This window comes from Chryseobacterium sp. GP-SGM7 (assembly GCF_049166575.1).
Classification (GTDB): domain Bacteria; phylum Bacteroidota; class Bacteroidia; order Flavobacteriales; family Weeksellaceae; genus Chryseobacterium.
Genome location: NZ_JBMHFF010000003.1, coordinates 514,933 through 536,520 on the forward strand (window position 1 = coordinate 514,933; position 21,588 = coordinate 536,520).

The 21,588-nt window shown below is 34.2% G+C and carries 17 protein-coding genes; 9 read left to right on the forward strand and 8 right to left on the reverse strand.

Going from position 1 to position 21,588, the window contains the following annotated elements; all coding sequences use genetic code 11:
- From ACOOWA_RS14765 to ACOOWA_RS14790, 6 genes are all read left to right on the forward strand, one after another.
- Positions 1-720, forward strand: a complete 720-nt coding sequence (locus ACOOWA_RS14765) for a hypothetical protein (RefSeq protein WP_421376335.1) — start codon at positions 1-3, stop codon at positions 718-720.
- Positions 721-823: 103 nt separating this feature from the next.
- On the forward strand, positions 824-1,780 hold the full coding sequence (locus ACOOWA_RS14770; RefSeq protein ID WP_421376337.1) for a DUF2157 domain-containing protein: 957 nt from the start codon (positions 824-826) through the stop codon (positions 1,778-1,780).
- Positions 1,770-2,855, forward strand: coding sequence for a DUF4401 domain-containing protein (locus tag ACOOWA_RS14775; RefSeq protein WP_421376339.1), 1,086 nt, complete (start codon positions 1,770-1,772; stop codon positions 2,853-2,855). Before ACOOWA_RS14770 ends, ACOOWA_RS14775 begins: the two co-directional genes overlap by 11 nt.
- A complete protein-coding gene (locus tag ACOOWA_RS14780; protein WP_421376341.1) occupies positions 2,842-3,330 on the forward strand; it encodes a GDYXXLXY domain-containing protein in 489 nt (162 codons plus the stop codon). Before ACOOWA_RS14775 ends, ACOOWA_RS14780 begins: the two co-directional genes overlap by 14 nt.
- 9 nt (positions 3,331-3,339) lie before the next feature.
- On the forward strand, positions 3,340-4,050 hold the full coding sequence (locus ACOOWA_RS14785) for a class I SAM-dependent methyltransferase (protein WP_421376343.1): 711 nt from the start codon (positions 3,340-3,342) through the stop codon (positions 4,048-4,050).
- Between the two features lie 422 nt (positions 4,051-4,472).
- Positions 4,473-4,796: a hypothetical protein gene (locus ACOOWA_RS14790; RefSeq protein WP_421376345.1), complete on the forward strand. Its 324-nt coding sequence runs from the start codon at positions 4,473-4,475 to the stop codon at positions 4,794-4,796.
- A gap of 11 nt (positions 4,797-4,807) precedes the next feature.
- On the opposite strand, the gene ACOOWA_RS14795 is transcribed toward ACOOWA_RS14790, so the two are convergent.
- The 4 genes from ACOOWA_RS14795 to ACOOWA_RS14810 all read right to left on the reverse strand — a co-directional run bounded on the left by ACOOWA_RS14795 (position 4,808) and on the right by ACOOWA_RS14810 (position 11,806).
- A complete protein-coding gene (locus tag ACOOWA_RS14795; RefSeq protein ID WP_421376347.1) occupies positions 4,808-6,613 on the reverse strand; it encodes a metallophosphoesterase family protein in 1,806 nt (601 codons plus the stop codon).
- 307 nt (positions 6,614-6,920) lie between these two features.
- The gene (locus ACOOWA_RS14800; protein ID WP_421376349.1) at positions 6,921-8,423 is read right to left on the reverse strand and encodes a nitrilase-related carbon-nitrogen hydrolase; all 1,503 of its coding nucleotides are present in this window, start codon (positions 8,421-8,423) and stop codon (positions 6,921-6,923) included.
- A 404-nt stretch (positions 8,424-8,827) separates the two neighbouring features.
- Positions 8,828-10,609, reverse strand: coding sequence for an alkaline phosphatase (locus ACOOWA_RS14805; protein WP_421376350.1), 1,782 nt, complete (start codon positions 10,607-10,609; stop codon positions 8,828-8,830).
- 69 nt (positions 10,610-10,678) lie between these two features.
- Positions 10,679-11,806 (reverse strand): alkaline phosphatase, encoded by a 1,128-nt coding sequence (locus ACOOWA_RS14810; protein WP_421376352.1) that lies wholly within the window; start codon positions 11,804-11,806, stop codon positions 10,679-10,681.
- Between the two features lie 280 nt (positions 11,807-12,086).
- On the opposite strand from ACOOWA_RS14810, the gene ACOOWA_RS14815 reads away from it, so the two are divergent.
- The 3 genes from ACOOWA_RS14815 to ACOOWA_RS14825 all read left to right on the forward strand — a co-directional run bounded on the left by ACOOWA_RS14815 (position 12,087) and on the right by ACOOWA_RS14825 (position 17,482).
- A complete protein-coding gene (locus ACOOWA_RS14815; protein WP_421376354.1) occupies positions 12,087-14,852 on the forward strand; it encodes a SusC/RagA family TonB-linked outer membrane protein in 2,766 nt (921 codons plus the stop codon).
- A 22-nt stretch (positions 14,853-14,874) separates the two neighbouring features.
- Positions 14,875-16,611 (forward strand): RagB/SusD family nutrient uptake outer membrane protein, encoded by a 1,737-nt coding sequence (locus ACOOWA_RS14820; RefSeq protein ID WP_421376356.1) that lies wholly within the window; start codon positions 14,875-14,877, stop codon positions 16,609-16,611.
- Between the two features lie 151 nt (positions 16,612-16,762).
- On the forward strand, positions 16,763-17,482 hold the full coding sequence (locus ACOOWA_RS14825; RefSeq protein ID WP_421376358.1) for a hypothetical protein: 720 nt from the start codon (positions 16,763-16,765) through the stop codon (positions 17,480-17,482).
- Positions 17,483-17,530: 48 nt separating this feature from the next.
- On the opposite strand, the gene ACOOWA_RS14830 is transcribed toward ACOOWA_RS14825, so the two are convergent.
- From ACOOWA_RS14830 to ACOOWA_RS14845, 4 genes are all read right to left on the reverse strand, one after another.
- On the reverse strand, positions 17,531-18,769 hold the full coding sequence (locus tag ACOOWA_RS14830; RefSeq protein WP_421376360.1) for a PQQ-dependent sugar dehydrogenase: 1,239 nt from the start codon (positions 18,767-18,769) through the stop codon (positions 17,531-17,533).
- Positions 18,770-18,981: 212 nt separating this feature from the next.
- The gene (map, locus tag ACOOWA_RS14835) at positions 18,982-19,746 is read right to left on the reverse strand and encodes a type I methionyl aminopeptidase (protein ID WP_421376362.1); all 765 of its coding nucleotides are present in this window, start codon (positions 19,744-19,746) and stop codon (positions 18,982-18,984) included.
- Positions 19,747-20,207: 461 nt separating this feature from the next.
- A complete protein-coding gene (locus ACOOWA_RS14840; RefSeq protein WP_421376364.1) occupies positions 20,208-20,672 on the reverse strand; it encodes a hypothetical protein in 465 nt (154 codons plus the stop codon).
- A gap of 8 nt (positions 20,673-20,680) precedes the next feature.
- On the reverse strand, positions 20,681-21,588 hold a 908-nt coding region (locus ACOOWA_RS14845; protein ID WP_421376366.1), incomplete at its 5' end, for an RHS repeat-associated core domain-containing protein.

Below are 21,588 nucleotides of genomic sequence, written 5' to 3' on the forward strand. Positions count from 1 at the left end.
ATGAATAGAACATTCATAAAACTACTTTTTTATTTATTTGTTTGTTTGATTTCCTGTAAATCAGCCTACATCAATACTTCAAAAAAACTTAAGGATGGCGGAGCAAATAAAAGCATAAATCTATATGCTTTTGTAGGAAAGAAAATTTCTGTGACAGAATTTGATCCCAATGAAAATAAAGAAAATGAACTTACAGGTGAATATGAAATTGATGAAGATACGGGTGACACTCTTAAAATTATCAGGAAACATTACATTATGGACAGAGCTTTTAAATGTAAATATCAGGTTTTAAGAAAAATGTTTAATTATCTTGAAAGTGATACCATAGAATTTATTGCATATGATCATTATGGAACTCCAGGATTTGCAGAAAGCGATTCTGTCATTTTATACATTTCAAAAAGTAAAGATGGCAGTCATTATTTTCATCAGAAGTATCAGTTTGATAAAGTTTATGTAAATAAAAAAGGTCAATATTACAGTTACCCGAAATTCACCGAAAATGCAAGTATAAAGACGCTTGAAAATCTTTTCGGTTTCGATAAGACTTTCAATGATGAAAAATATGATGTTTCTAATCTTGACAGCAACTCTGTGAAAATGTATTATCCATCGGAATTTTATAAGATCGAAAATAATTTTGCGATTCCTGTTAAAGGGGTTTATTTAAACCCATTAACTAATTACAGACTGTTTACAACATTCAAAGATTTGTAAATAAAAACACAACATTACATCACTTTTTTGTAGTTTAGTTCAATTGAAAATGAATTAATCGTCTTATAATATTAAAACTTTTTAATTCCCTTAAAACAATTGAATGAAAAATATCCAACGTGAAGATCTCAAAATAATCAGCCTTCACAGCAATATGAGCGAGGCGGAATTTGAGCGGCTTCTGAAAGACAATGTGTACAATGATAAAGAAATGTGGCAGAAATTTCTGCGTTTGTTCTTTATCACACTTGGAGTGGGTTTTACTACCGCCGGAATTCTTTTCTTTTTCGCCTACAACTGGGCAGATTTACACAAATTTGCTAAAATAGGATTGACTGAAGTGCTCGTCATTGCCACAACAATCGTTGCGCTGCTTCCTAAAATCAATCAGAATACCCGAAATATTATTCTTACGGGAGCCTCGTTTTTGGTGGGTGTTTTATTTGCAGTTTTCGGACAGATTTATCAAACCGGAGCCAATGCTTACGATTTCTTTTTAGCGTGGACGCTTTTCATTGCTTTGTGGGTCGCTGTCTCAAATTTTGCTCCGTTGTGGTTGCTTTTTATTGTTTTAATCAACACAACTTTTATTCTTTATACGCAGCAGGTTGCCAAAGACTGGGACGAATTATTAATCGCAACCCTACTTTTCTGCATTAATGCAATTGCGCTAATTTGTGCTCTTCTGTTGAAAAATCAGAAGAAAATCTCTGCAATTCCTATTTGGTTTACCCATATTTTAGCTCTCTCTTGCGCAGTCATTGGAACAATGGGGATGATTATCGTGATTTATGATAATCATGAAGGTTTTTCAATTTTATTTACCATGCTTGTTTTAACGACTTATGCATTGGGAATCTGGCATGGTTTAAACTCAAAAAGTGCATTCTATCTTTCGATTATATCATTCAGTATTATTTCAATCATGACCTCTGTATTCATCAATTTTTCGAATGACGGCGGAATGTTTCTGTTTGTAAGTCTTTTCGTGATTGGAAGTGTCACTGCGGTGATTATGACGCTTATTAATCTTCAAAAAAAATGGAAAAATGAGAACTAAAGAAGATATTAAACAACTCCTGGATTCTCTTCAGAATTCAACCGGTCAAGATTTGAAATTTAACGAAGAAGAAATTTACAAAGCTTACGAGAAAAGCGATAATCATCAGTCTTTGGCAATAAAAATTTTATCCATTTTCGGTGGAATCATGGCAAGTTGTCTGTTTGTAGGATTTCTTTTTATTACAGGAATTTACGATTCAGAATTAGGATTATTAATACTCGGAATTTTTTTAATTATTTTTGGAGCATTCATAACCAAAGTAACTGATAACATACTGTTAGATACGCTCAGTATTTCAGCCTACATTATAGGATTTATTCTCCTTGGAGTAGGATTAGTACAAATGGAAACGGATGAAAACCTCGTCAGTATTATTTTTATCTTAATCGCAACTTCAGCTTTATTGATCGTGCGGTCTTATCTCATTTCATTTATTTCGGTACTGATTATCTGCGGAGGATTTTTGTTTTTAATAATATCAAATAAAAGCTTTGATTTAATTCATATTTATATTTCTCTTTTGGCTGTAATTCTTACTTTCATGTATCTGAAAGAATCAAAATTAATCACCTTCAATAAATCATTTTTACAACTGTATGATTCAGTTCGTATTGCATTAATTTTTTGTTTCTTAGCCGGTTTATATCTTTTGGGAAAAAATTATCGTGTTGATTATCTGGCTGAACATACATTTGGAAATTTCTGGATTTCTTCAGTAGTTATTATTTTGGCAATTTTGTACGTAATTTCTCATCTTTTTGAGATGCTGAATATCAAAAAGAGCGAACAAAAATATGGGATTTACGCACTTTCAGTTTTGATGTTATTGCCAACGATTTTTGCCCCGTCAATTTCGGGAGCGATCTTAATTATTCTGTTAAGCTTTTTGGTAAACTACAAAACCTCTTTAGTTATCGGTGTTGTAGCGTTTGTTTACTTTGTTTCACAATATTATTATGACCTTCATTACACGCTGCTTACCAAATCGATTGTCCTTTTTTGTTCAGGTGTTTTGTTTCTTGGTCTCTACTTTTTAACCCATAAAAAACTATCATCCGATGAAAAAATATAAATGGCTGATTATTGTTTTAAATCTCATTATACTTTTGGTCTATTTTAATTTTTCTGTTGCCAGAAAGGAAACTCTTTTAAAAGATGGAAAATTAATTCTGCTCTCGTTAGCTCCTGTTGATCCGCGTTCTTTGATGCAGGGAGATTACATGACTTTACGTTACAGCATTTCAGAAGATTTCAATGAAAAATCTTTTCCTAAAAGAGGATATTGTGTGGTAAAATTAGACAAAAACGGTGTTGCACAAAAACAGAGATTTCAGGAAAATACGACCCCTTTGAAACAGGGAGAATATTTAATCAATTACACTTCATCCAACAACTGGAATGTGAATATCGGCGCAGAATCTTTCTTTTTTCAGGAAGGACAAGGCGAAAAATATGCGAAAGCAAAATATGGTGCAGTGAAAGTTGACGAGAACGGAAATAGTCTTTTGGTAGGGCTTTACGATGAAAACCTAAAGAATATTAAATAATTTCTATTGATGAATAAGATTTATGAACCAGAATTTGTAAAACAACTTTTCAATCAAATGTCGGGGTCTTATGAAAGGATGAATTACATTACTTCTTTCGGCTTTTCCATTCGTTGGAGAAGACAATTTTTAAATAAGCTCGGAAAATCCGACGAAAAATTAAATGTCATCGACCTGCTTTCTGGTTTAGGAGAAAACTGGACTTATCTTAGAAATAATTTCCCAAACTCTAGTTTTACAGCATTAGATTTTTCTGATGAAATGATTGTTCAGTCAAGAAATAAAGGGAACAAAGTTTTTAAAAACCAATTGAATCTTCTTTGCGAAGATGTTCTTGAAAGTCAATTAGAATCCAATTTTTTCGACATTATTTCCTGCGCTTACGGTTTAAAAACATTTAACAGTCAACAACTTGATATTTTAGCAAAAGAAGTTTCAAGAATTCTGAAACATAAAGGTAAATTCAGTTTTGTAGAAGTTTCCAAGCCAAAAAACAAAATTTTATATTCTGCTTACAGAATTTATTTAGGCAAAGTCATTCCGGTTTTGGGTAAATTATTTTTGGGAAATCCAAATGATTACAAAATGCTTTGGATTTACACTGAGAATTTTGAAAACTGTAATCGGGTGAAAGAAATATTTGAAAAACATCACCTCAAAGTCGATATTGAAAGCTACTTTTATAGTTGTGCTACGGGAATTCATGGAGAAAAAATTTAATTAAAATGGGTTGGAAAAATGAAGAAAATTTTAAGTATTCTATTTTGTTATTGAATATTTGCCAACTTTTTTCATAAGTTCCCGACTGAAATAGCAAAACAAAAATATTTTCAGTCCAATATAATCAACGACACAACCACCGCTTCTTATCCCAATCCTGAAACGGGTGTTGCGTCTGTTTTCAATTTTTAGTTACCGTTTACAAACCTCAAAATAAAGATTTTGAATTTTTACAGCAAAAAGAAACTTCAGAAGAATTCTACAAAAAAATCTATCACCAAATAAATCAAAATGAAAAAATTATCGTCGAAACATTGGATTTCTCTTTTGAAATTTTGCTTTTCCTGAAAAGTTTGACAGATAAGTAAAAAATTTTACATCATATCTAAATTTTCACTAAATTGGGATACACTTTTCAACTTATGAAATTATATTTAATTCTTCTTTTTATTTGCAGCTTTGCTTTGTTTTCAGCACAAAACAAAGAGCCTAATAATGAAAAACAAACTATTTCAGATTCTGTTTCGGTAGAAGATAAAGCTCTTTTAGAACGAAACATGAAAGATCTGGAAAATATAAAATCAAATTCTATAACCAAACCGGAAAAAGAAGGGTCTATTGCAAAAGGAATTACCATCGTGCAGGGAATCGACAGAATATTAAACTATAAGGTAAATCGTGTTTGGCGGGAAGATTTGTATTGTTTGGTTTGCTTAAAAAATTACAGATCAGGAAGAATGGCGTAAAATAAATTTCGCTATTTTATTTTCACAATTTCGCCTAGCCGAAAATCAATTTTAAAATGGTCTGAAGCATCTCCCGAAGATAATTTCTCCAAAATTTTAAAAAAAGTTTTAAGCTGAATTAAAAACTGATCTGTCGTTTTTAAATTTTCAAAATTCTTAATTAAAACTTCATATTGTTCAAGTCTTTTTTTAGGAATATCTTGTTTTGCCAGTTCATCCGCAGATTGAAACTGGTAAAGATTTAAAAGAACATCTTCGAAGTTCCATTTGGAAAATTGCTTTTTAGCTCGATTGGATAATTTTTGATTTTCTGAACTCAATTCCAACAAATCTTTACCCGAAAGTTGAGAAGCTTTTTCAATAAAATCTTTCGGCCAATCAGAAGGAATAAACCGAAGTCTTACCAATTCTTTCAGATGAAATAATGTAAAATCCTGATAATTTTTTGTTTTTAAAATCCCCTGATTCCAGATTTCTTTTGAGTTTTTATATTTTAAATTTTTAAATTCTTTTTCATACAAAGGAAACAATTCATTAAATCTGGGAACGTTTTTAATCGAAACCGTTTCCATTTCAAATTTATCCTGTGAATTCACCGTCAGAATTTTATATCCAGGAATATAGGCCGCCAATGAAGGAATCTGAATATTGACAAGCATTTTTCCGTTTTCAAACTTTTTAATTCCGGTATCGTTGATGTGCATATGGCCTGCAAAGTGTAATTTCAGACCGGCTTTTGCAAACAATTCTGCAACCTCATCATTTGAAACTCTGTCCATCTGCCATTTGTCTTTTCCTAAAAGTTCTTTGATTTCGGAATTGGCATCATCATTAAAATCCAGAATCGGATAATGGGTAAATGCAATCAGCGTTTTGTTGTGTTTTTGGGCTTCATTCACCACTTTTTCAACCCAGGGAAATAAATGTTTTTTATTCGTTAAAACATTATTGTAACCTGTTGAAGCACCATGATAATTATTTTCATCCTTCGGATTTCCGGTGATATCTTTTGGAATATACGTATTTCCATCGATTGCCATTATCCAGATTCCTTCAGTTGGTTCTACAACATAAGAAAGATCGGGAACAGAAAACCCCGGACTCACTTCATACATTCTGCTGGAATATTCTGAATCTTTTAAAGCATTTTTTAAACTAAATTGATCGTAAGAATCTTTACTGAAAGGTGTCTGCCAAAATAAATCTTTTGCCGAAGGAGCAAATCCGAAATCTTTCATACTGTTCAAGATTTCCAGATAGCCCGACATCGCAATATCTTTGGTAATAACTACATTTTCATCTTTACTTCTAATTAAATTCTTGTCGCTGATAATCGAAAATTCATCTCCATTTTCATTCATAAAATCAGATTTTCCACCTGGTTTCAAAAATGGGCCCACCGGATCGTGATTTCCTGTTGTCATAAAAAACCTCATCTGAAATTTTTGCTGATATTCGTCTAAAATTTTCTTTAAACCACGAAGATTGTAGGCTTGTCCGTCATCTGTATAATCTCCGGGAAGTGCTACAATTTTGATATTTCTTTTGGCAATATCATCCAAAGCAGTAAGGAAAGCGAAATAATTTTCATTAAAAATCCTTGTTGAATGCAGCTGAGAATTCATCGTTCTGAGAATGGTTTTCTTGCCCGTTTTTGGATTTTCAATTCCTTTAAAATCTGAATCTGAAAAATTTCCATGTAAATCCTGAAAATGGACATCGGCTAAAAATGCAATCTTAACTGGTTTTTGCTGACTATTAAGATTCGATGAAAAAAGAAAAAGAACGAAAAATAGAATAGAAAATCGTAGGTTCAAAACAGAGTATTTAATTTTTAAAGGTATATTTTTAGTTTAAACTGAATGTGGATTGTATTTTAAGTTTGGTTTAAATTTATTTAACCGCAAAAGAAACATAAGAATTATTCTGTGTAAAAGAAATTCAAAAGAATAAAAAGGATTCTTATTACGTAAGATAATTGATACGTATTTTTTACAAACTTTGATGTTAAAAGAAAAGCACCTTCAAAATAAAGTGCTTTATAATTTTTAAATATCACGCAGATAACCCAAATAAGAAAGATCAATTCAATTTGCATAATCTGCGAGAGCAGGAATGAAAATTTTATTTCAAATACGTTTCATATAAATCCGTTCGTCTGTCTTTTAAAATTTGTACCGAACCGTTGTAGTGAAGGTCTTTTAATAAATTCAAATCAACATCAACAATCAGGGTCATTTCTGTATTCGGGGTGGCTTCACCTTTCACCGCATTCGACGGAAAAGCAAAATCTGAAGGTGTGAAAACTGCAGCCTGACCAAACTGAATATCCATATTATTTACACCCGGTAAATTTCCTACACAACCTGCAATCGCAACATAGCATTCATTTTCTATCGCTCTTGCTGCAGCACAATGACGAACTCTCGTGTAAGCATTTTGAGTATCGGTTAAATAAGGTACAAATAAAATTTTCATTCCCTGATCCGCAAGAATTCTCGGTAATTCCGGAAATTCTACGTCATAGCAGATTACCAAACCAATTTTTCCGCAATCGGTATCGAAAACTTTGATTTCGTTTCCGCCTTTCATTCCGTAATATTTTCTTTCGTTTGGTGTGATATGAATTTTCCGGTATTCATCGATTCTTCCGTCACGGTGAAGCAGATAACTGATGTTGTACAAATCATTATTTTCGAAAATCGGCATACTTCCGGAAATAATATTGACATTGTAACTAATCGCCAATTCAGAAATTCTAGTTTTAATTTCTTCCGTAATTTTAGCAAGCTCGATCATACTGTCACGCTCCGAAAGATTGTTGAACGGTGCCAACAAAGGAGTGTTGAATAATTCCGGGAAAAGCACAAAATCAGATTTGTAATCACCCATTACATTGACGAAAAATTCTACCTGCTCATAGAAAGCGTGAATATCTTTAAAATGCCTCATTTGCCACTGCACCAAACCTAAACGAACAACGCTGTCCTGCATTGTGTTTGGCTTTTTGCTGTAATAAATATTGTTCCATTGAAGTAAAACAGCGTTTTCCCGGGAGGCTTCATCTTCGGGAAGGTATTTTTTAAGGATTTTTATCGGTAAAAAATTGTTTGAAAGCTGAAAAGAAAGTACAGGATCATACATTTCTTTATCTCTTACTTTTCTGATATAATCTCTTGCTGAAAGCTCATGACTGTATTTATGATAATCGGGAATTCTTCCGCCTAAAATAATTGATTTTAAGTTTAATAGTTCGCAAAGCTCCTTTCTTGCATCGTACAACCTCCTGCCCAATCGCAGCTCCCGATATTTTGGGTCCACGAAAATTTCGATTCCGTATAAAACATTTCCGGTAGAAATATGGGTATTGAAAGTATAATTTCCTGTAATATCGCTGTAGGTATGATCGTCACCAAATTCATCATAATTTACAATAATTGAAAGTGCAACTGCCGCTATCACTCCATCTACAGTGATGCAGATTTGTCCGGCTTCGAAAATTTTATTCAGCTTGGCGATGCTTTTTTTTGACCAAACGTATTCTGACATTTGAGGATACGCCCTGCGCATGGTTTCTACCAACTCGTCGTAATCGTCTACTTTCAGGGTACGTGTTTCTATCTGCATAATCTATATTTTTACTAAAGTTACGCATTTATTCAACAAACTTTTTGCCGTTTTTCATTATGATATTTTAAACAGAAGATTGTTTATGCTTATTTATAAAATTGATAATATTTTGGAGCGTACTAAAGTAACTTATTTCGATTATTCTATTCAACCAAAAAAAATATTTCCAAGGATTTCACAGATTGACACAAATTTTTAAGTTTAAAAATTCGTGAATTCTTGGCATCAATTATTTTACATTAATTAATTAATTAATTAATTAACCTCAGCAAAACAGCACTATTTTTAGTATTAAAATATTCTTAATCATCTGCTAAAATCTATGCTATCTGTGGGAAGACAAAAAGCAGCCCTTTTCAGAAACTGCTTTAAAATAAAATCTAATACGTAAAAGTAACTATTTATTTCAGCTTCAAAGCTTTTAAAATTTTGTGGAAAATCTCATTGTTCTCATACACTCCGGTAAAGTTTTCAGAACCTGAGCCGTAAGAAAATACCGGAATTAAAGTTGCCGAATGGTCATCGGTTGTAAAATCACCTTCAACGGTACTCGTTTTCATATCTCCATGCGGAATGCTGAAACCACCTGTTTCATGATCTGCTGTAATGACGACCAAAGTTCCGGGATTCTGATCGGCAAATTGAATGGCTTTTGTAATTGCTCTGTCAAAATCAATTCCTTCAGTAACGATAGTTCCCACATTATTGCTGTGACCGCCAGTGTCGATTTGAGCACCTTCAATCATCATAAAGAATGGTTTTTTCTTATTCTTCAGAAAAGCAAGACTATTTTCAACCACATTTGCCAAAAGATTGTCACGACCTTTCAAAACTTGCGGTACGCCATTCTCAGACATAAAATAGGCCAATTTCTCTGCTTTATTTTTCCCGATTTCTTCAGGCTGATTGGCGATCACAAACTGATGATTTGGGGAAATTTTAGACTTTCCTCCGGCAGAAAAAAAAGTAAGTTTACTTGTCAGCAAATCTTCTGCAATTTCTTTTTCCATTCCGCGGTCTTTTTGATGGGCATAAAATGCGGAAGGTGTTGCGCCCACAATTTCATCAGTTGTAATTACTCCTGTATTAAAGCCTTTTTCAGAAAGAATTTCTGTTATACTTGGCGTATTTTTTCCTTCGGCATCCACTCCGATAAATCTGTTTTTGGTTTTCTTTCCGGTAGCAAAAGCAGTTGCTCCCGCTGCAGAATCGGTTGTAAAATTATCTGCAGAGGTGGTTTTAATCAAACCTATATTTTTCAGTTGCGTTAGAGTTAACTGACCTCTATTGGCTAAAACCGATGACGAGATTTGCGAAAGACCGTTTCCGTCCCCAATTAGAAGAATAACGTTTCTTACAGGACTTTTTTTCTTTAAATAGGAAAATTTTGGCTGATAAACTTCAGAAAAAACAGTATTGGTAAACGTTCGTGATTTTAAATTGTTTATGTAATCTGTACACTCTTTCGGATGGTCTGTATTGATAAAATCAACACCGTTGTGAGCAAAAAATTCCCAAGACGTTTTCCCGTCAGGAATTGCCCAAAATCTGAAGGGTTTTCCGAATGACTTAGCTTTTTTAATAACTTCGGTTACTGTCGGCAAATCTTTCTCCATTACCCCCCCTTTTCCGTTCCAGACAGAATATTGTTTGAAATTTAAGCTCAGCAAAGCAACTTTTTTCCATTGATCTGCCGTTAAATCATCCAGTTTTTGATAATCAAATAAAATAAAGTCCGGGTATGAATTATAATCTTCCGGCAATGGCTGGTTTCCTGAAATTACAAACTTCACTTTATTCTGCGTTGCTATTTTCGGATGTTTCTGAATAGATTTTACGATTTGCGCCAACGTTGCTTTCGCATCTGTTTTTATGTCAATCAGGATCTGCAATGATTCCTGTTTGATCATATTCATTTCTAAAGCTTTATCAATAGGATTGAGGTACAAATTTTCAAAAGTTCTTTCTTTAGTAATATCTTTTTGATTATGAGCGACAAATAGCTCGTTGTTTTCAAGAAAAACATCGGCTTCAATCGATTGTACTCCCGAGCCTAGAGCGTACCAGAACGGAACTTTCTGTTCGTAATCGTTGTGTGAATGAACCATCGTTTTCTGAGCAAAAAAAAGGTTTGCCATCCCCAACGTTCCGAAGAAAATTATTTTTTTTATTGTTGAAAACATTTTTTTTAAATTAAAATTATATATGATTATTTTTGAAGTTATCAACCCTCTTGAGGTTTTATATGTGTATTATTTAATCTTGATTCCGCTTTCTTTCAAAGCTTCGGCCAATTTGTGATAGATTGTATTATTAGGATAAATTCCCGAAAAAAGCTCCTGACCTTTTCCCATTGCAAAAACGGGTACCAAGGCCGCTGTATGTTGATTATCAATAAAATTGACCTGAACTTTATTGCCAATTTCTTTTTCCTTACCTGTTGCCGCATCTTTTTCTGAATATTTTCCGATACTTGCCCCACCTGTCTCGTGATCGGCAGTAACAATTAATAAAGTATTTGGATTTTTCCTGATATAATCGATCACAACACCAATTGTTTTATCAAAATCAAGCACTTCTTTAGTCATCATTTCAGCATCTTTTGCGTGACCTCCCCAATCGATAAACGATCCTTCAACCATCAGAAAAAACGGTTTTTTAGTTTTAGAGAAATAATTTAATGCTGTCTGGGTTGCTTCCGGTAAAAAATCTCCTCTTCCCTGAACTTTATTGGGTAACTCATCCTGAGCTAATAGGTATAAGTTTTTCTTTCCGGAAACGGGTTTTGATAGCGATACGGTATCTATCCTATAATTCTCACTTAATTTTTCCAACAAATTTTTACCATCTTTTCTTTTATTAAAAAACTTTATGCCGCCGCCCGCTACAAAATCTACATTCGATTTTAAAAATTCTAGTGCAATATCTTCATGAAGGTCACGATCTTTTACATGAGCATAATATGAAGCCGGTGTTGCATGGGTAATTGAAGTAAGACTTACCAAACCTGTCTGATAATTATTTTTCTGAAGCTGCTCTAAAATGGTTGGAATTGCGATTGAATCTTTATCCATACCGATAGCTCTTTTATACGTTTTCTTTCCTGTTGACAAAGCAGTAGCTCCGGCCGCAGAATCGGTAATTAAATTACTTGTTGATGAAGTTTCTGAAAGACCGACAAATTTAAATTTAGTAAAATTCGGTTCTGAGTCTCCAAAATAAAAAGCAGAAGTTACCTGTGAAATTCCCATCCCATCTCCTATCATAAAAATGACACTAAGGGGTTTTTGTTTTTTTTGAGCCGAACATAATGCTGTAAGAAGAAGCAGAGAAAAAACTGCAACAGCCCTGAAATTGATACTTTCGTAACGACAATTCATAATGATTGGATTTTTAATAATAATTATGCAAGCGAAATAAGGGCACAAAATTAGATATTATAACCATTCAAAATTTTCATTTACAAATCACAAACTCAATGTTAACAAGGAAATAATTGAATTTTAGAATGTTGAAAAAATTTGTTTACATAAAGTTTTCACAAATTTAATTTTCGGCAAAAATATTCACGTTTTATTAATTTTAAAAACCTGTTACTTAATATTAAATTAACCGTTTTCGGCGTTTCACCGAACTAATTTTGCATCAAAATAAAAAGGAATGAAACGTATTTATCTCGTGCCAACTGTTTTGATGAGTTGTGTCAGCTTAACATTTGCACAAAAAAAAGAATCCGACACACTCAAGGATGAGAGCAAACTGAAAGATATTGAAGAAGTCGTGATGATAGGCTACGGAAGTCTGAAAAAATCTGATGTAACCGGAGCAATTGGATCGGTAAAAAGCGAAGATTTTAATAAAGGAATGGTAGCCAACGTTGGGCAATTACTTCAGGGGAAAGTGGCCGGAGTAAACGTTTCCAATGTAAGTGGTGAGCCAGGCGCAAATCAAAATATCATCATCAGAGGTGTCGGAAGTTTACGCTCAGGAACAACTCCGTTATATGTCATTGACGGTTTTGTAATCGATAACAGCAACACAGGAACAGCCAACAACCCGATGAATTTTATTAATCCCGATGATATTGAATCATTGGATATTCTGAAAGATGCATCAGCAGCAGCAATCTATGGGGCAAGAGGAGCAAATGGTGTCATTGTAATTACTACTAAAAAAGGGAAGAAAGGAAGAACACAAATGAATCTTTCGTCAAATCTTACTGTGTCTAAACTTGCCAATAAAATGAATGTCTTTGGTGCAGATGAATTTAGAAGACAGGTAACTGCAGCCGGAGGAAAACTGGACGATATGGGCGGAAATACAGACTGGCAAGACGAATTGACAAGAACTGCAGTTTCTGAAAATGTAAACTTTTCTGCAGCCGGAGCCACGGAAACTTCAAATTATTATGCAGCTTTAGGATATGAAGATCAGGAAGGTATTCTTTACAACAGTAATCTGAAAAGATATTCGGGTCGTGTAAATGTTTCTCAAAAAGCGTTTGACGGAAGAGTAAACATCGACTTCAATTTAAACGGAACAAGAACTGAAAACAACAGACCCAATGCAGCGAGTGTAGTATCTGAGATGTTAACATGGAATCCTACTTACCCTGCATACACTAATGATGCACCTACAACGGTATTCAACAACGGTGGTTTCAACCCGCTCATCCGTCGTGAGATTTACAAAGATTTTACAAAAAATAACAGGATTTTAGCAAACGTTTCTCCTTCCGTAGAAATTATAAAGGGATTGATCTATAAACTGAATTTAGGCATTGATTATTCTACTGCAGAAAGAGTGATTCAAAATATTCCGAATGCTGTACCATTAGAGATCGGGACTTTAAACCTAAGTAATTATTCAAACAACAATACGCTTGTAGAAAATACATTAACTTATAAATTCAAAGTTAACAGCCATGATTTTAATGTAATGGCAGGTCATTCTTATCAGAAATTATTATTGACTTCAAGAGGTTGGTATTATCAGAATTTCCCAATCAACGGAATTGAGCCTCAATACCAGATTCCTGCAGCGGGTACAACGAACCAGACAACATCAGTCATCGCAAATAAAAACGAGTTGCAGTCTTGGTTTAGCAGAGTAAACTATGGTTTTCAGGACAAATATCTTTTAACCGCGACTGTAAGAGCAGACGGATCGTCAAAATTTGGGAAAAACAACCGTTACGGAATTTTCCCGTCTGTGGCGGCAGGATGGAACATCATCAAAGAAAGCTTCATGGAAAATGTAAGCACCATCAACAACTTAAAGCTAAGAGCAAGTTGGGGTAAAACAGGAAATCAGGAAATACCGAGCAAAATTACCAAGAGAAGTTATCAGGCTGATTCCAACGGAAGCGCACAGGCAACTTATCCCCTAAACGATACCGGAAATTATCCTGTAGGAGTTTATTTGGTAAGAGCTAACAATCCTGATATTCAATGGGAGGTAACGACTCAAACCAACATCGGTTTAGACTTTGGGATTTTAAATAATAGGTTAACAGGTACAGTCGATTTCTTTAATAAAGTTTCTGATAATATTTTGTTGGAAATAAATCCTGTAGACCCGGTTGAACCTGCTCCAAAAATCTGGAAGAACATTCCTAATATGAGCATCAACAATACCGGTTTAGAATTATCATTGAATTATAATAGCAATCCAAACCATGCATTTACCTACAATATTGGCGGAAATATGTCTTTCATTAAAAACAGAGTAAAAGATTCCCCATATAAAGTGCTTACTACTGGAGAAGCTCAAGGTCCAGGAACTACAAACGCCGTGATTAACGGGTATATCAATAATCAGCCTATCGGAACTTTCTACGTAAGAGAATTTTTAGGATTGAATGATAAAGGGGTGAATATTTTCAGAGATGTAGATGGCGACGGAATTATTACCGACAACGACAGAGTGGCATCAGGAAGTGCCTTGCCGGATTTTACTTATAATCTTTATATAAAAGCAGCTTACAAAAACTTCGATTTAGGATTAAATTTCAACGGGGTAGCCGGAAATATGATTTATAATAATACTGCTTCCACCTTATTTTCGAGAGGAAGACTTGGAATATCACAAAACACCACAGACGTTGCAACACAATATCCCAACGAAAGCTTAAACAACACCAATGTGATCTCAACAAGATATCTTGAGAAGGGAGATTTCTTCAGACTAAACAATGCTACTTTAGGATATAATTTAGATCCCAAAATCTTAGGAATTGGTGAGCATGTAAGAAATATCAGATTCTCAGTAACCGCTCAAAACTTATTTGTAATAACTAAATATTCAGGTTTCGATCCTGAAATTAATACCGGTTTATCTCAGGGAGGAATTCAGTCTTTCGGGATAGATTACGCCACTTATCCTAAAGCAAGAAGCTTCGTATTTGGTGTAAACGCAGCATTTTAATTAATTATTTAAAAGGAAAAAAATGAAAAATAAATTTTTAATCTCTATTATAAGTGTAAGCGTTTTAGCGCTTGTAGGATGTACCGATCTTGAGGAAGTGGTGATTGACGAATCACTGGAAACACAAACAACAACACCTGTTGAATCTTTTGTTGCAGCCGCTTACGGCCCGCTTCCTGATGCGTTTACGCATACAAAAAACTATGGTCTTCAGTTGATCAGTTCAGATCAGGCAATTTTACCTCCAAGAGGAAGTGGAAACGACTGGTATGACGGCGGAAAATACATTGAGCTTCATCAACACACCACTACAACAACTAATGTTGTGGTACAACAGACCTGGGACGCTATGAGATTAATGCTTTCAAGAACCATTACGGCTATCGAAAAACTACAACCACTTGCCGGAACAGATCCAAATGCCGCTAGAGCCATTGCTGAAATGCGCGCATTAAGAGCTTATTATAATATGTTGATCCTTGATTATTGGGGAGTTGCATTCAAAAAAGAAAATACCGGACAAAACTCTGAAATTTTAAGAAGACAGGAAGCCATTTCTTATATTGAAAGCGAATTTCTTGCTGTAGTAAATATTTTAGACAATTCAAAAGGTCCGGGAAGAATGTCTCAAGCCTCAGTAAACGGATTTTTAGCACAGCTTTATCTGAATGCAGGCGTTTACAGAAATCCTTACGGAACACCGGTTTTCACAGCAACAGATATGGATAAGGTAATTGAATACACCAATAAAGTGATCAACTCAGGGTCATATACTTTATCATCTGAATATTTTGCCATTTTTGACGACAATAATCACTCAAACAAAGAATTGATTTTTGCCATTGATCAACGTCAGGATCTGAATACTTCTCATAACCGATTGGCGTATTGGTCTCTTTCAGGAAGCCAGTATCCATTGGCAGCTTTCCCAAAAGCGAACGGAACAGATGGTCCTGCAATTACTCCTGATTTCTACAATACTTGGGTTCAGGCTTACGGAAGTAAAGATCCTGCGCAAGCTGATGCGAGATTTTATAAAGAAAACTTTACGGTTCCTGCAGCCTTACAGAACTTAACGGGAGTAACGCCTGCCAATGATTCTAATCATTACTTTCTGGTAAATGGTTCAACTTACGAAATCAACAGAGGAATTCAAAGAGGAATACAATGGGGATTGAGAAATGCATCAAACGGACAACCCTTTAAGACAGAAAACGGACAATATAAAATCTACCCTATTATTGAGCAGAGAAACGGCTATGTAAACTATGTAAACCATACTTTAGAAGTCGATCTTGAAAATCCGAACAATAAAGACTACACAGACGGATACAGAGTTTCAAAATACCAGTTCAGCAGAACTTCAGATACCGGTAGAAACAGAGGAAATGCAGACATTGTACTTTTACGTTTAGCCGATATTTATCTGATGAGAGCAGAAGCACAATTGAGAAAAGGAAATGCTGCTGCTGCTTTACTCGATGTAAATTTAGTGAGAGCTTCAAGAACAGCAAGACCTGCTGTAACTCCACCGGCACTGACGTCAATCGATCTGAATACTTTATACAGAGAAAGAGGTTTTGAGTTTTACTGGGAATATTCAAGAAGAACAGATATGATAAGATTCGGTCATTATGAAGAACCTTACACCTCAAAAACAAACAGCGATGTGAGAAAAAGACTGTTCCCAATCCCACAATCAGCAATTGACGGTGCATCTTCAGAACCAGGATATTTGGTACAGAACGAAGGCTACTAATTTTTTCTATTATATATTATTTTCAAGAAAACTGCCGGCAAATTTTGTCGGCAGTTTTTGATTTTTTAGATTTAAAAGAAGAATCAAAATCTTCTATCTTTGAGAATTATTTCGCTGAGTACGAAAATTTTCAGAGATAAGAAAAAACTGTATGAATTTAAAACATCAATTAATATCCTTACTATTAATATTTATCATCAATATTCTTGCTATATTTCCTTCATCAGTGTTTCTGCTGTTTAGTGAAAATGGAGATCAGATTTGGGTGATAACATTTGGAATTGTAAATGCCATGTTTCTCAAATTCAGGCTGAAAATAAATATATATACTTCTTTTATTCTTGGATATCTTAATGTAGGAAGCTGTATTTACATCACTTATTTAATGATGTATTTTAACTATGTATCTGAAATAGGAAAACTTTTCGCCTATATATTTTTTACCGTGCTCATTTCATGGATTTATATTAAAACGAAATGGGAAAAATTTAATTTAAAAATATTCAATCTAAGTTTGTTTTTACCGGTTTTAATTTTCACTTGGTCATCTTATCAGATCAAAAAGTATTATCAGCCAAAAACAGAGAATGAAAATTTAACTCAGGTAGAATTTAAAATCAAAAAAACAAGCAGCGATTCCAAACAGAGAGATACACTGGAAGTGAGAGTAAGAAGAAATTCTTTTTTTGGATTACGCGAAACGAAAAGAGTAATAAAAAAGACTGTTGACGATGATGGTTTCTGCAAAATTATTTTATCTAAAAATCATAACTATCAAATCAATATCGATTATTCAGACGGCAAATATGATTTTGAAGAAATTACAAGCAGAGATTTGAAAGTCAGTAACAAATTTTCGATCCCAAGATAAAAAAACACCGACACTTCTGCCGCTGTTTCAATTGCACAAAAAAATAATTTATTGTTTTTGAATTTTATATAATTTTCCTGCGTCGGTAACGGCATAAAGCGCACCGTCAGTTCCCTGCGTAATGTCTCTGAAACGCTGCATTTCACTCGCAAGCAAACGTTCTTCTCCGACTACCTTGTTATCTTTGATGACTAATCTTACAATATGTTGACCGCTCAAAGCACCAACAAACAGACAGTTTTGCCATTCCGGAATGCTGTTTCCTTTATAGAACGTCATTCCACTTGGAGAAATTACAGGATCCCAGTAATAAACAGGCTGTTCCATCCCGCTCTGCTGTTGAATCCCGCTTCCAATGACCGCTCCACTGTATTCAATTCCATAAGTTATGGTTGGCCAACCATAATTTTTTGCTGGTTGAACTCTGTTGATTTCATCTCCTCCACGAGGTCCGTGTTCGCTTTGCCACAATTCACCAGTTGTAGGATGAATGGCAATTCCCTGTGGATTTCTGTGACCGATACTGTATAATTCAGGTAAAGCTCCGGCTTGAGTGAAAGTAGGATTTCCGGGAGCTGGAGCACCCTCTTTTGTAATTCTCAAGATTTTACCAATCGCTGCAGTTACCGATTGCGCCAAAGGTCTTGTTGATAAATCTGAACGTTCACCTACACTTACCATCAAATTTCCGGTAGAATCAAATAAAATTCTTCCTCCGTAATGTAAATTTCCTGCAGATGCAGAAGGATTTGCTCTGTAAATAACCGTTGTATTTTCAATGGTAGTTTCCGACGTTGAAAGTTTTCCTTTCGCAACAGAAGTTTGGGTTCCACCTGCAACATTTTCAGAAAAAACCCAGTAAATCATTCTGTTTGTGGAGAATTGAGGATCGACGCAAATTCCCAATAAACCGCCTTGTCCGTTTGAGTTTACTGCAGGAATCCCTGTGATTGGATTTCCAACAGAACCACTATTAGTAACAATTCTCATTGTTCCAGCTTTTTGGGTGATCAATAATCTTCCATCGGGTAAACTAGTGATTCCCCAAGGGGTACTCAAAGAAGATGTGAGAACCGTACTTGTAAAAGGAGTTTGTGTTTTTACGCCATTTGCTCTGGTTTGCCCTGCAAAAGCGGGCTGATAATTGGTATTGGCTTGTCCGGTTTCAACAGGTGGATAAATAGCTTCATTTCCCGGTTCTTCAGTAATAGTTTCTTCAATATTGTCTGAACAATTGGCTAAAAACATAGCAGAAGCAATCAAAAGGTGATGTACTTTAAATTTCATATGATCGTATTTTGGTGATTTGGTATTGAAAATAGCAATTTTCAGTTTGCAAAACATCAAAGTTTACGCCAACAGTTGATTATTATTTAAAATAATTCACTTTTTAACGTAATTAATCTGATCAATATTAAAGAATATTTATTATAAATTATTCTCACCCCCCTTCCAAACATTTGAAAGGCTTCATAATTTATATAGAAACTAAATTTTATTTAATTTAAAATCTCATTCACCTGCGTTAAAATAACCGGTTTTCCGTCGGTGATTAAAATGGTATGTTCATGTTGAGCCATGTAACCTCCTTTATTTCCCACCATCGTCCAACCATCTTTCAGTTCAACAGCCATCGTAGAATCTGTAGAAATAAATGTTTCAATGGCGACAACAGAATTTTTCTTAAATCTTCTCTTGTCAAAACGATTTCTATAGTTCATCAATTCATCGGGTTCTTTGTGAAGGCTTCTTCCTACACCGTGACCGCCTAAGTTTTTGATAACTTTAAAACCCTTTTTCTTCGCTTCAGTTTCCATTAAAAAGCCTATATCTGCAATTCTTACTCCGCCTTTTATATTATTGATTGCTTTTTCTAAAATTGCTTTGGAAACATCAACCAATTTCTGATGTTGATTGATGTATTTTCCAACAATGAAAGAACCTCCGTTATCTGCCCAATAACCGTTGAGTTCAGCAGAAACATCAATATTAATTAAATCCCCATCTTTCAAAACCCTTTCTGAGCTAGGAATTCCGTGGCAGAATTCGTTGTCGACACTTATGCACGTCCAACCTGGAAACCCGTAAGTAAGATGAGATGCCGATTTTGCCCCAAAATCTGAAAGAATTGTTGCTCCGTACTCATCAAGATCTTTCGTAGTCATGCCAATTTTAGCATAATTTATCATTTCTTTTAAAGTATAAGCAACTGCTTCGCTCACTTTCTGCATTCCGATTAATTCTGCTTCGTTTGCAATGGACATCTTTTTAATTTTGAAATACAAAAATTTTCTAGCTTAATCGGAGTTGCTTCAAGTATAATTTTAAGATAAATATTAATCTGAACTTACTATGAGAGTCATAAACCTTACATTTTTTTCTCTAAAACCATTGTAATCTTTATCAAATCTTTCCCGCCATTTTGCCTGTTTTTCTTTTGTCATGGCAGAAAATGTATACATTACCAAAAAGAAAAATCAGATAATTTCTGTCACCTGGTAAGTTTTGACCATAGACATTGTTCATGCTGCAAATGAATAATTTTCCTGAGGTTTTGCATAGGAAACATATTTGGCATCATAATTAAAATATTCTTCATTTTGGCATTAATTTCAGAAAACATTCGGAAAAGTTAATCCGAATGTTTCTATTTTCTCCGTTAATAAACAATAATTATTTCCTAATAAAACAGAAAATACAGTTTAGTAGTATTTTCTTAGGCTTCTCAATTATTTACTCTTTTTAAATAATATTGTAAAGAATTATCTGTAAATATGAAAAATTTAGCCGTGTGGTGGTTTAAGCAGATAATTTTTTTCTCCTCAAATACCAAACATCGATCATCTTCGCTTAATCGGGGGCCTATACCTTCTTGATAAATTATTTTTTGATTTTTCACGAAGATGATTTTTTGCAAAAATGATTCCGATAATATAATATTATCCCAACCATGTAACTCCGCAATTTCTAACGGAATATCTAAACCTGTTGGAATTATATACATCCTATCCCAATCTTCTAATTTGAGATTCGTTAAATCTTTGCTGAAATCAATTTTACATGAATCAATTTTAGAATTAACACTGCAGGTTTTGTACTTACTTTCCACTTCAGATTGTAAATCCTTCGATGTACAACTACTTCCGAAAAATAATAAAAGTACTATTAATATAATATTTTTTGGAGTCATATTTCCTACTATTTAGCCTTATCCCTTTTTTTCTGTTCTTGGGGTGTTCGTCCTAAACCATTCATAGTTTTTAATCTATCTTTATATCTGTTGTATTTATCTTCAGATAATTTCCCTCTAGAAACATTCCATTTTCCTTTACTATCTTTCCTTGCCTGATACAATCCATTATTCTTAAATTCCTCCAAAACGGCATTTGCAAGATCTTTAGGATTTCTGCTTTTAGTAGATTTACCAACATTTCTTCCTATAATATTATTTAACAAGTCTACAGTCTGATCAGCATCTGCAATATTATCAAATGATCTTATATCTAAATTGGTATTGGGATCCTCTTCATGTGCATTACCTACCTGATTGGCAATATCTTCGCTATATCCTGCCGTTATAGTAGCTTGCCATAGTGAATGTCTAAATGCTCCTATTTCTGAACCCTCATCAATTGTCTTATTTCCATCTGATGTGGAAGATAAAATATCTCCTGTTGTTGCAAATCTAGTAACAATAGATGAGATATTATCTGAGCCGCGCTTACTCTCGCCTATTGTAAATGCCTTTACAGGGTTACTTACACCAAATCCTATAGTTCTGCCTTTTGCAGATGACAAAAAGGAGGCTGTTTTTTTAGATAATATGTATGGCGTAAAAATTTGCTTTCCATTTGGATCGATGTATTTAACGGGGCTTTGATAACAGTAAATATAGGGATTCAGGTTTCCAGAGTTGTATATTCCACCGTTATGTTGTCCATCTCCGTAGAACTCTGTTTCCATTACAGGATTATATATTGCCAACGGATCTACTCCATACCACACACTTATCCTTGGGTTGTAATATCTTGCTCCATAATAATAAAGACCTGTTTCGCTGTCTAATTCTTTGGCATTAAACTTATATGGATTGACGTAGGCAGTTG

Coding starts and splice junctions, on each gene's coding strand:
- ACOOWA_RS14805 (WP_421376350.1), bottom strand. CDS start 10,609: ATGTTTTCAACAATAAAAAAAATAATTTTCTTCGGAACGTTGGGGATG.
- ACOOWA_RS14810 (WP_421376352.1), bottom strand. CDS start 11,806: ATGAATTGTCGTTACGAAAGTATCAATTTCAGGGCTGTTGCAGTTTTT.
- ACOOWA_RS14825 (WP_421376358.1), top strand. CDS start 16,763: ATGAATTTAAAACATCAATTAATATCCTTACTATTAATATTTATCATC.
- ACOOWA_RS14840 (WP_421376364.1), bottom strand. CDS start 20,672: ATGACTCCAAAAAATATTATATTAATAGTACTTTTATTATTTTTCGGA.
- ACOOWA_RS14785 (WP_421376343.1), top strand. CDS start 3,340: ATGAATAAGATTTATGAACCAGAATTTGTAAAACAACTTTTCAATCAA.
- ACOOWA_RS14790 (WP_421376345.1), top strand. CDS start 4,473: ATGAAATTATATTTAATTCTTCTTTTTATTTGCAGCTTTGCTTTGTTT.
- ACOOWA_RS14765 (WP_421376335.1), top strand. CDS start 1: ATGAATAGAACATTCATAAAACTACTTTTTTATTTATTTGTTTGTTTG.
- ACOOWA_RS14820 (WP_421376356.1), top strand. CDS start 14,875: ATGAAAAATAAATTTTTAATCTCTATTATAAGTGTAAGCGTTTTAGCG.
- ACOOWA_RS14800 (WP_421376349.1), bottom strand. CDS start 8,423: ATGCAGATAGAAACACGTACCCTGAAAGTAGACGATTACGACGAGTTG.
- ACOOWA_RS14830 (WP_421376360.1), bottom strand. CDS start 18,769: ATGAAATTTAAAGTACATCACCTTTTGATTGCTTCTGCTATGTTTTTA.
- ACOOWA_RS14815 (WP_421376354.1), top strand. CDS start 12,087: ATGAAACGTATTTATCTCGTGCCAACTGTTTTGATGAGTTGTGTCAGC.
- ACOOWA_RS14780 (WP_421376341.1), top strand. CDS start 2,842: ATGAAAAAATATAAATGGCTGATTATTGTTTTAAATCTCATTATACTT.
- ACOOWA_RS14775 (WP_421376339.1), top strand. CDS start 1,770: ATGAGAACTAAAGAAGATATTAAACAACTCCTGGATTCTCTTCAGAAT.
- ACOOWA_RS14770 (WP_421376337.1), top strand. CDS start 824: ATGAAAAATATCCAACGTGAAGATCTCAAAATAATCAGCCTTCACAGC.
- map (WP_421376362.1), bottom strand. CDS start 19,746: ATGTCCATTGCAAACGAAGCAGAATTAATCGGAATGCAGAAAGTGAGC.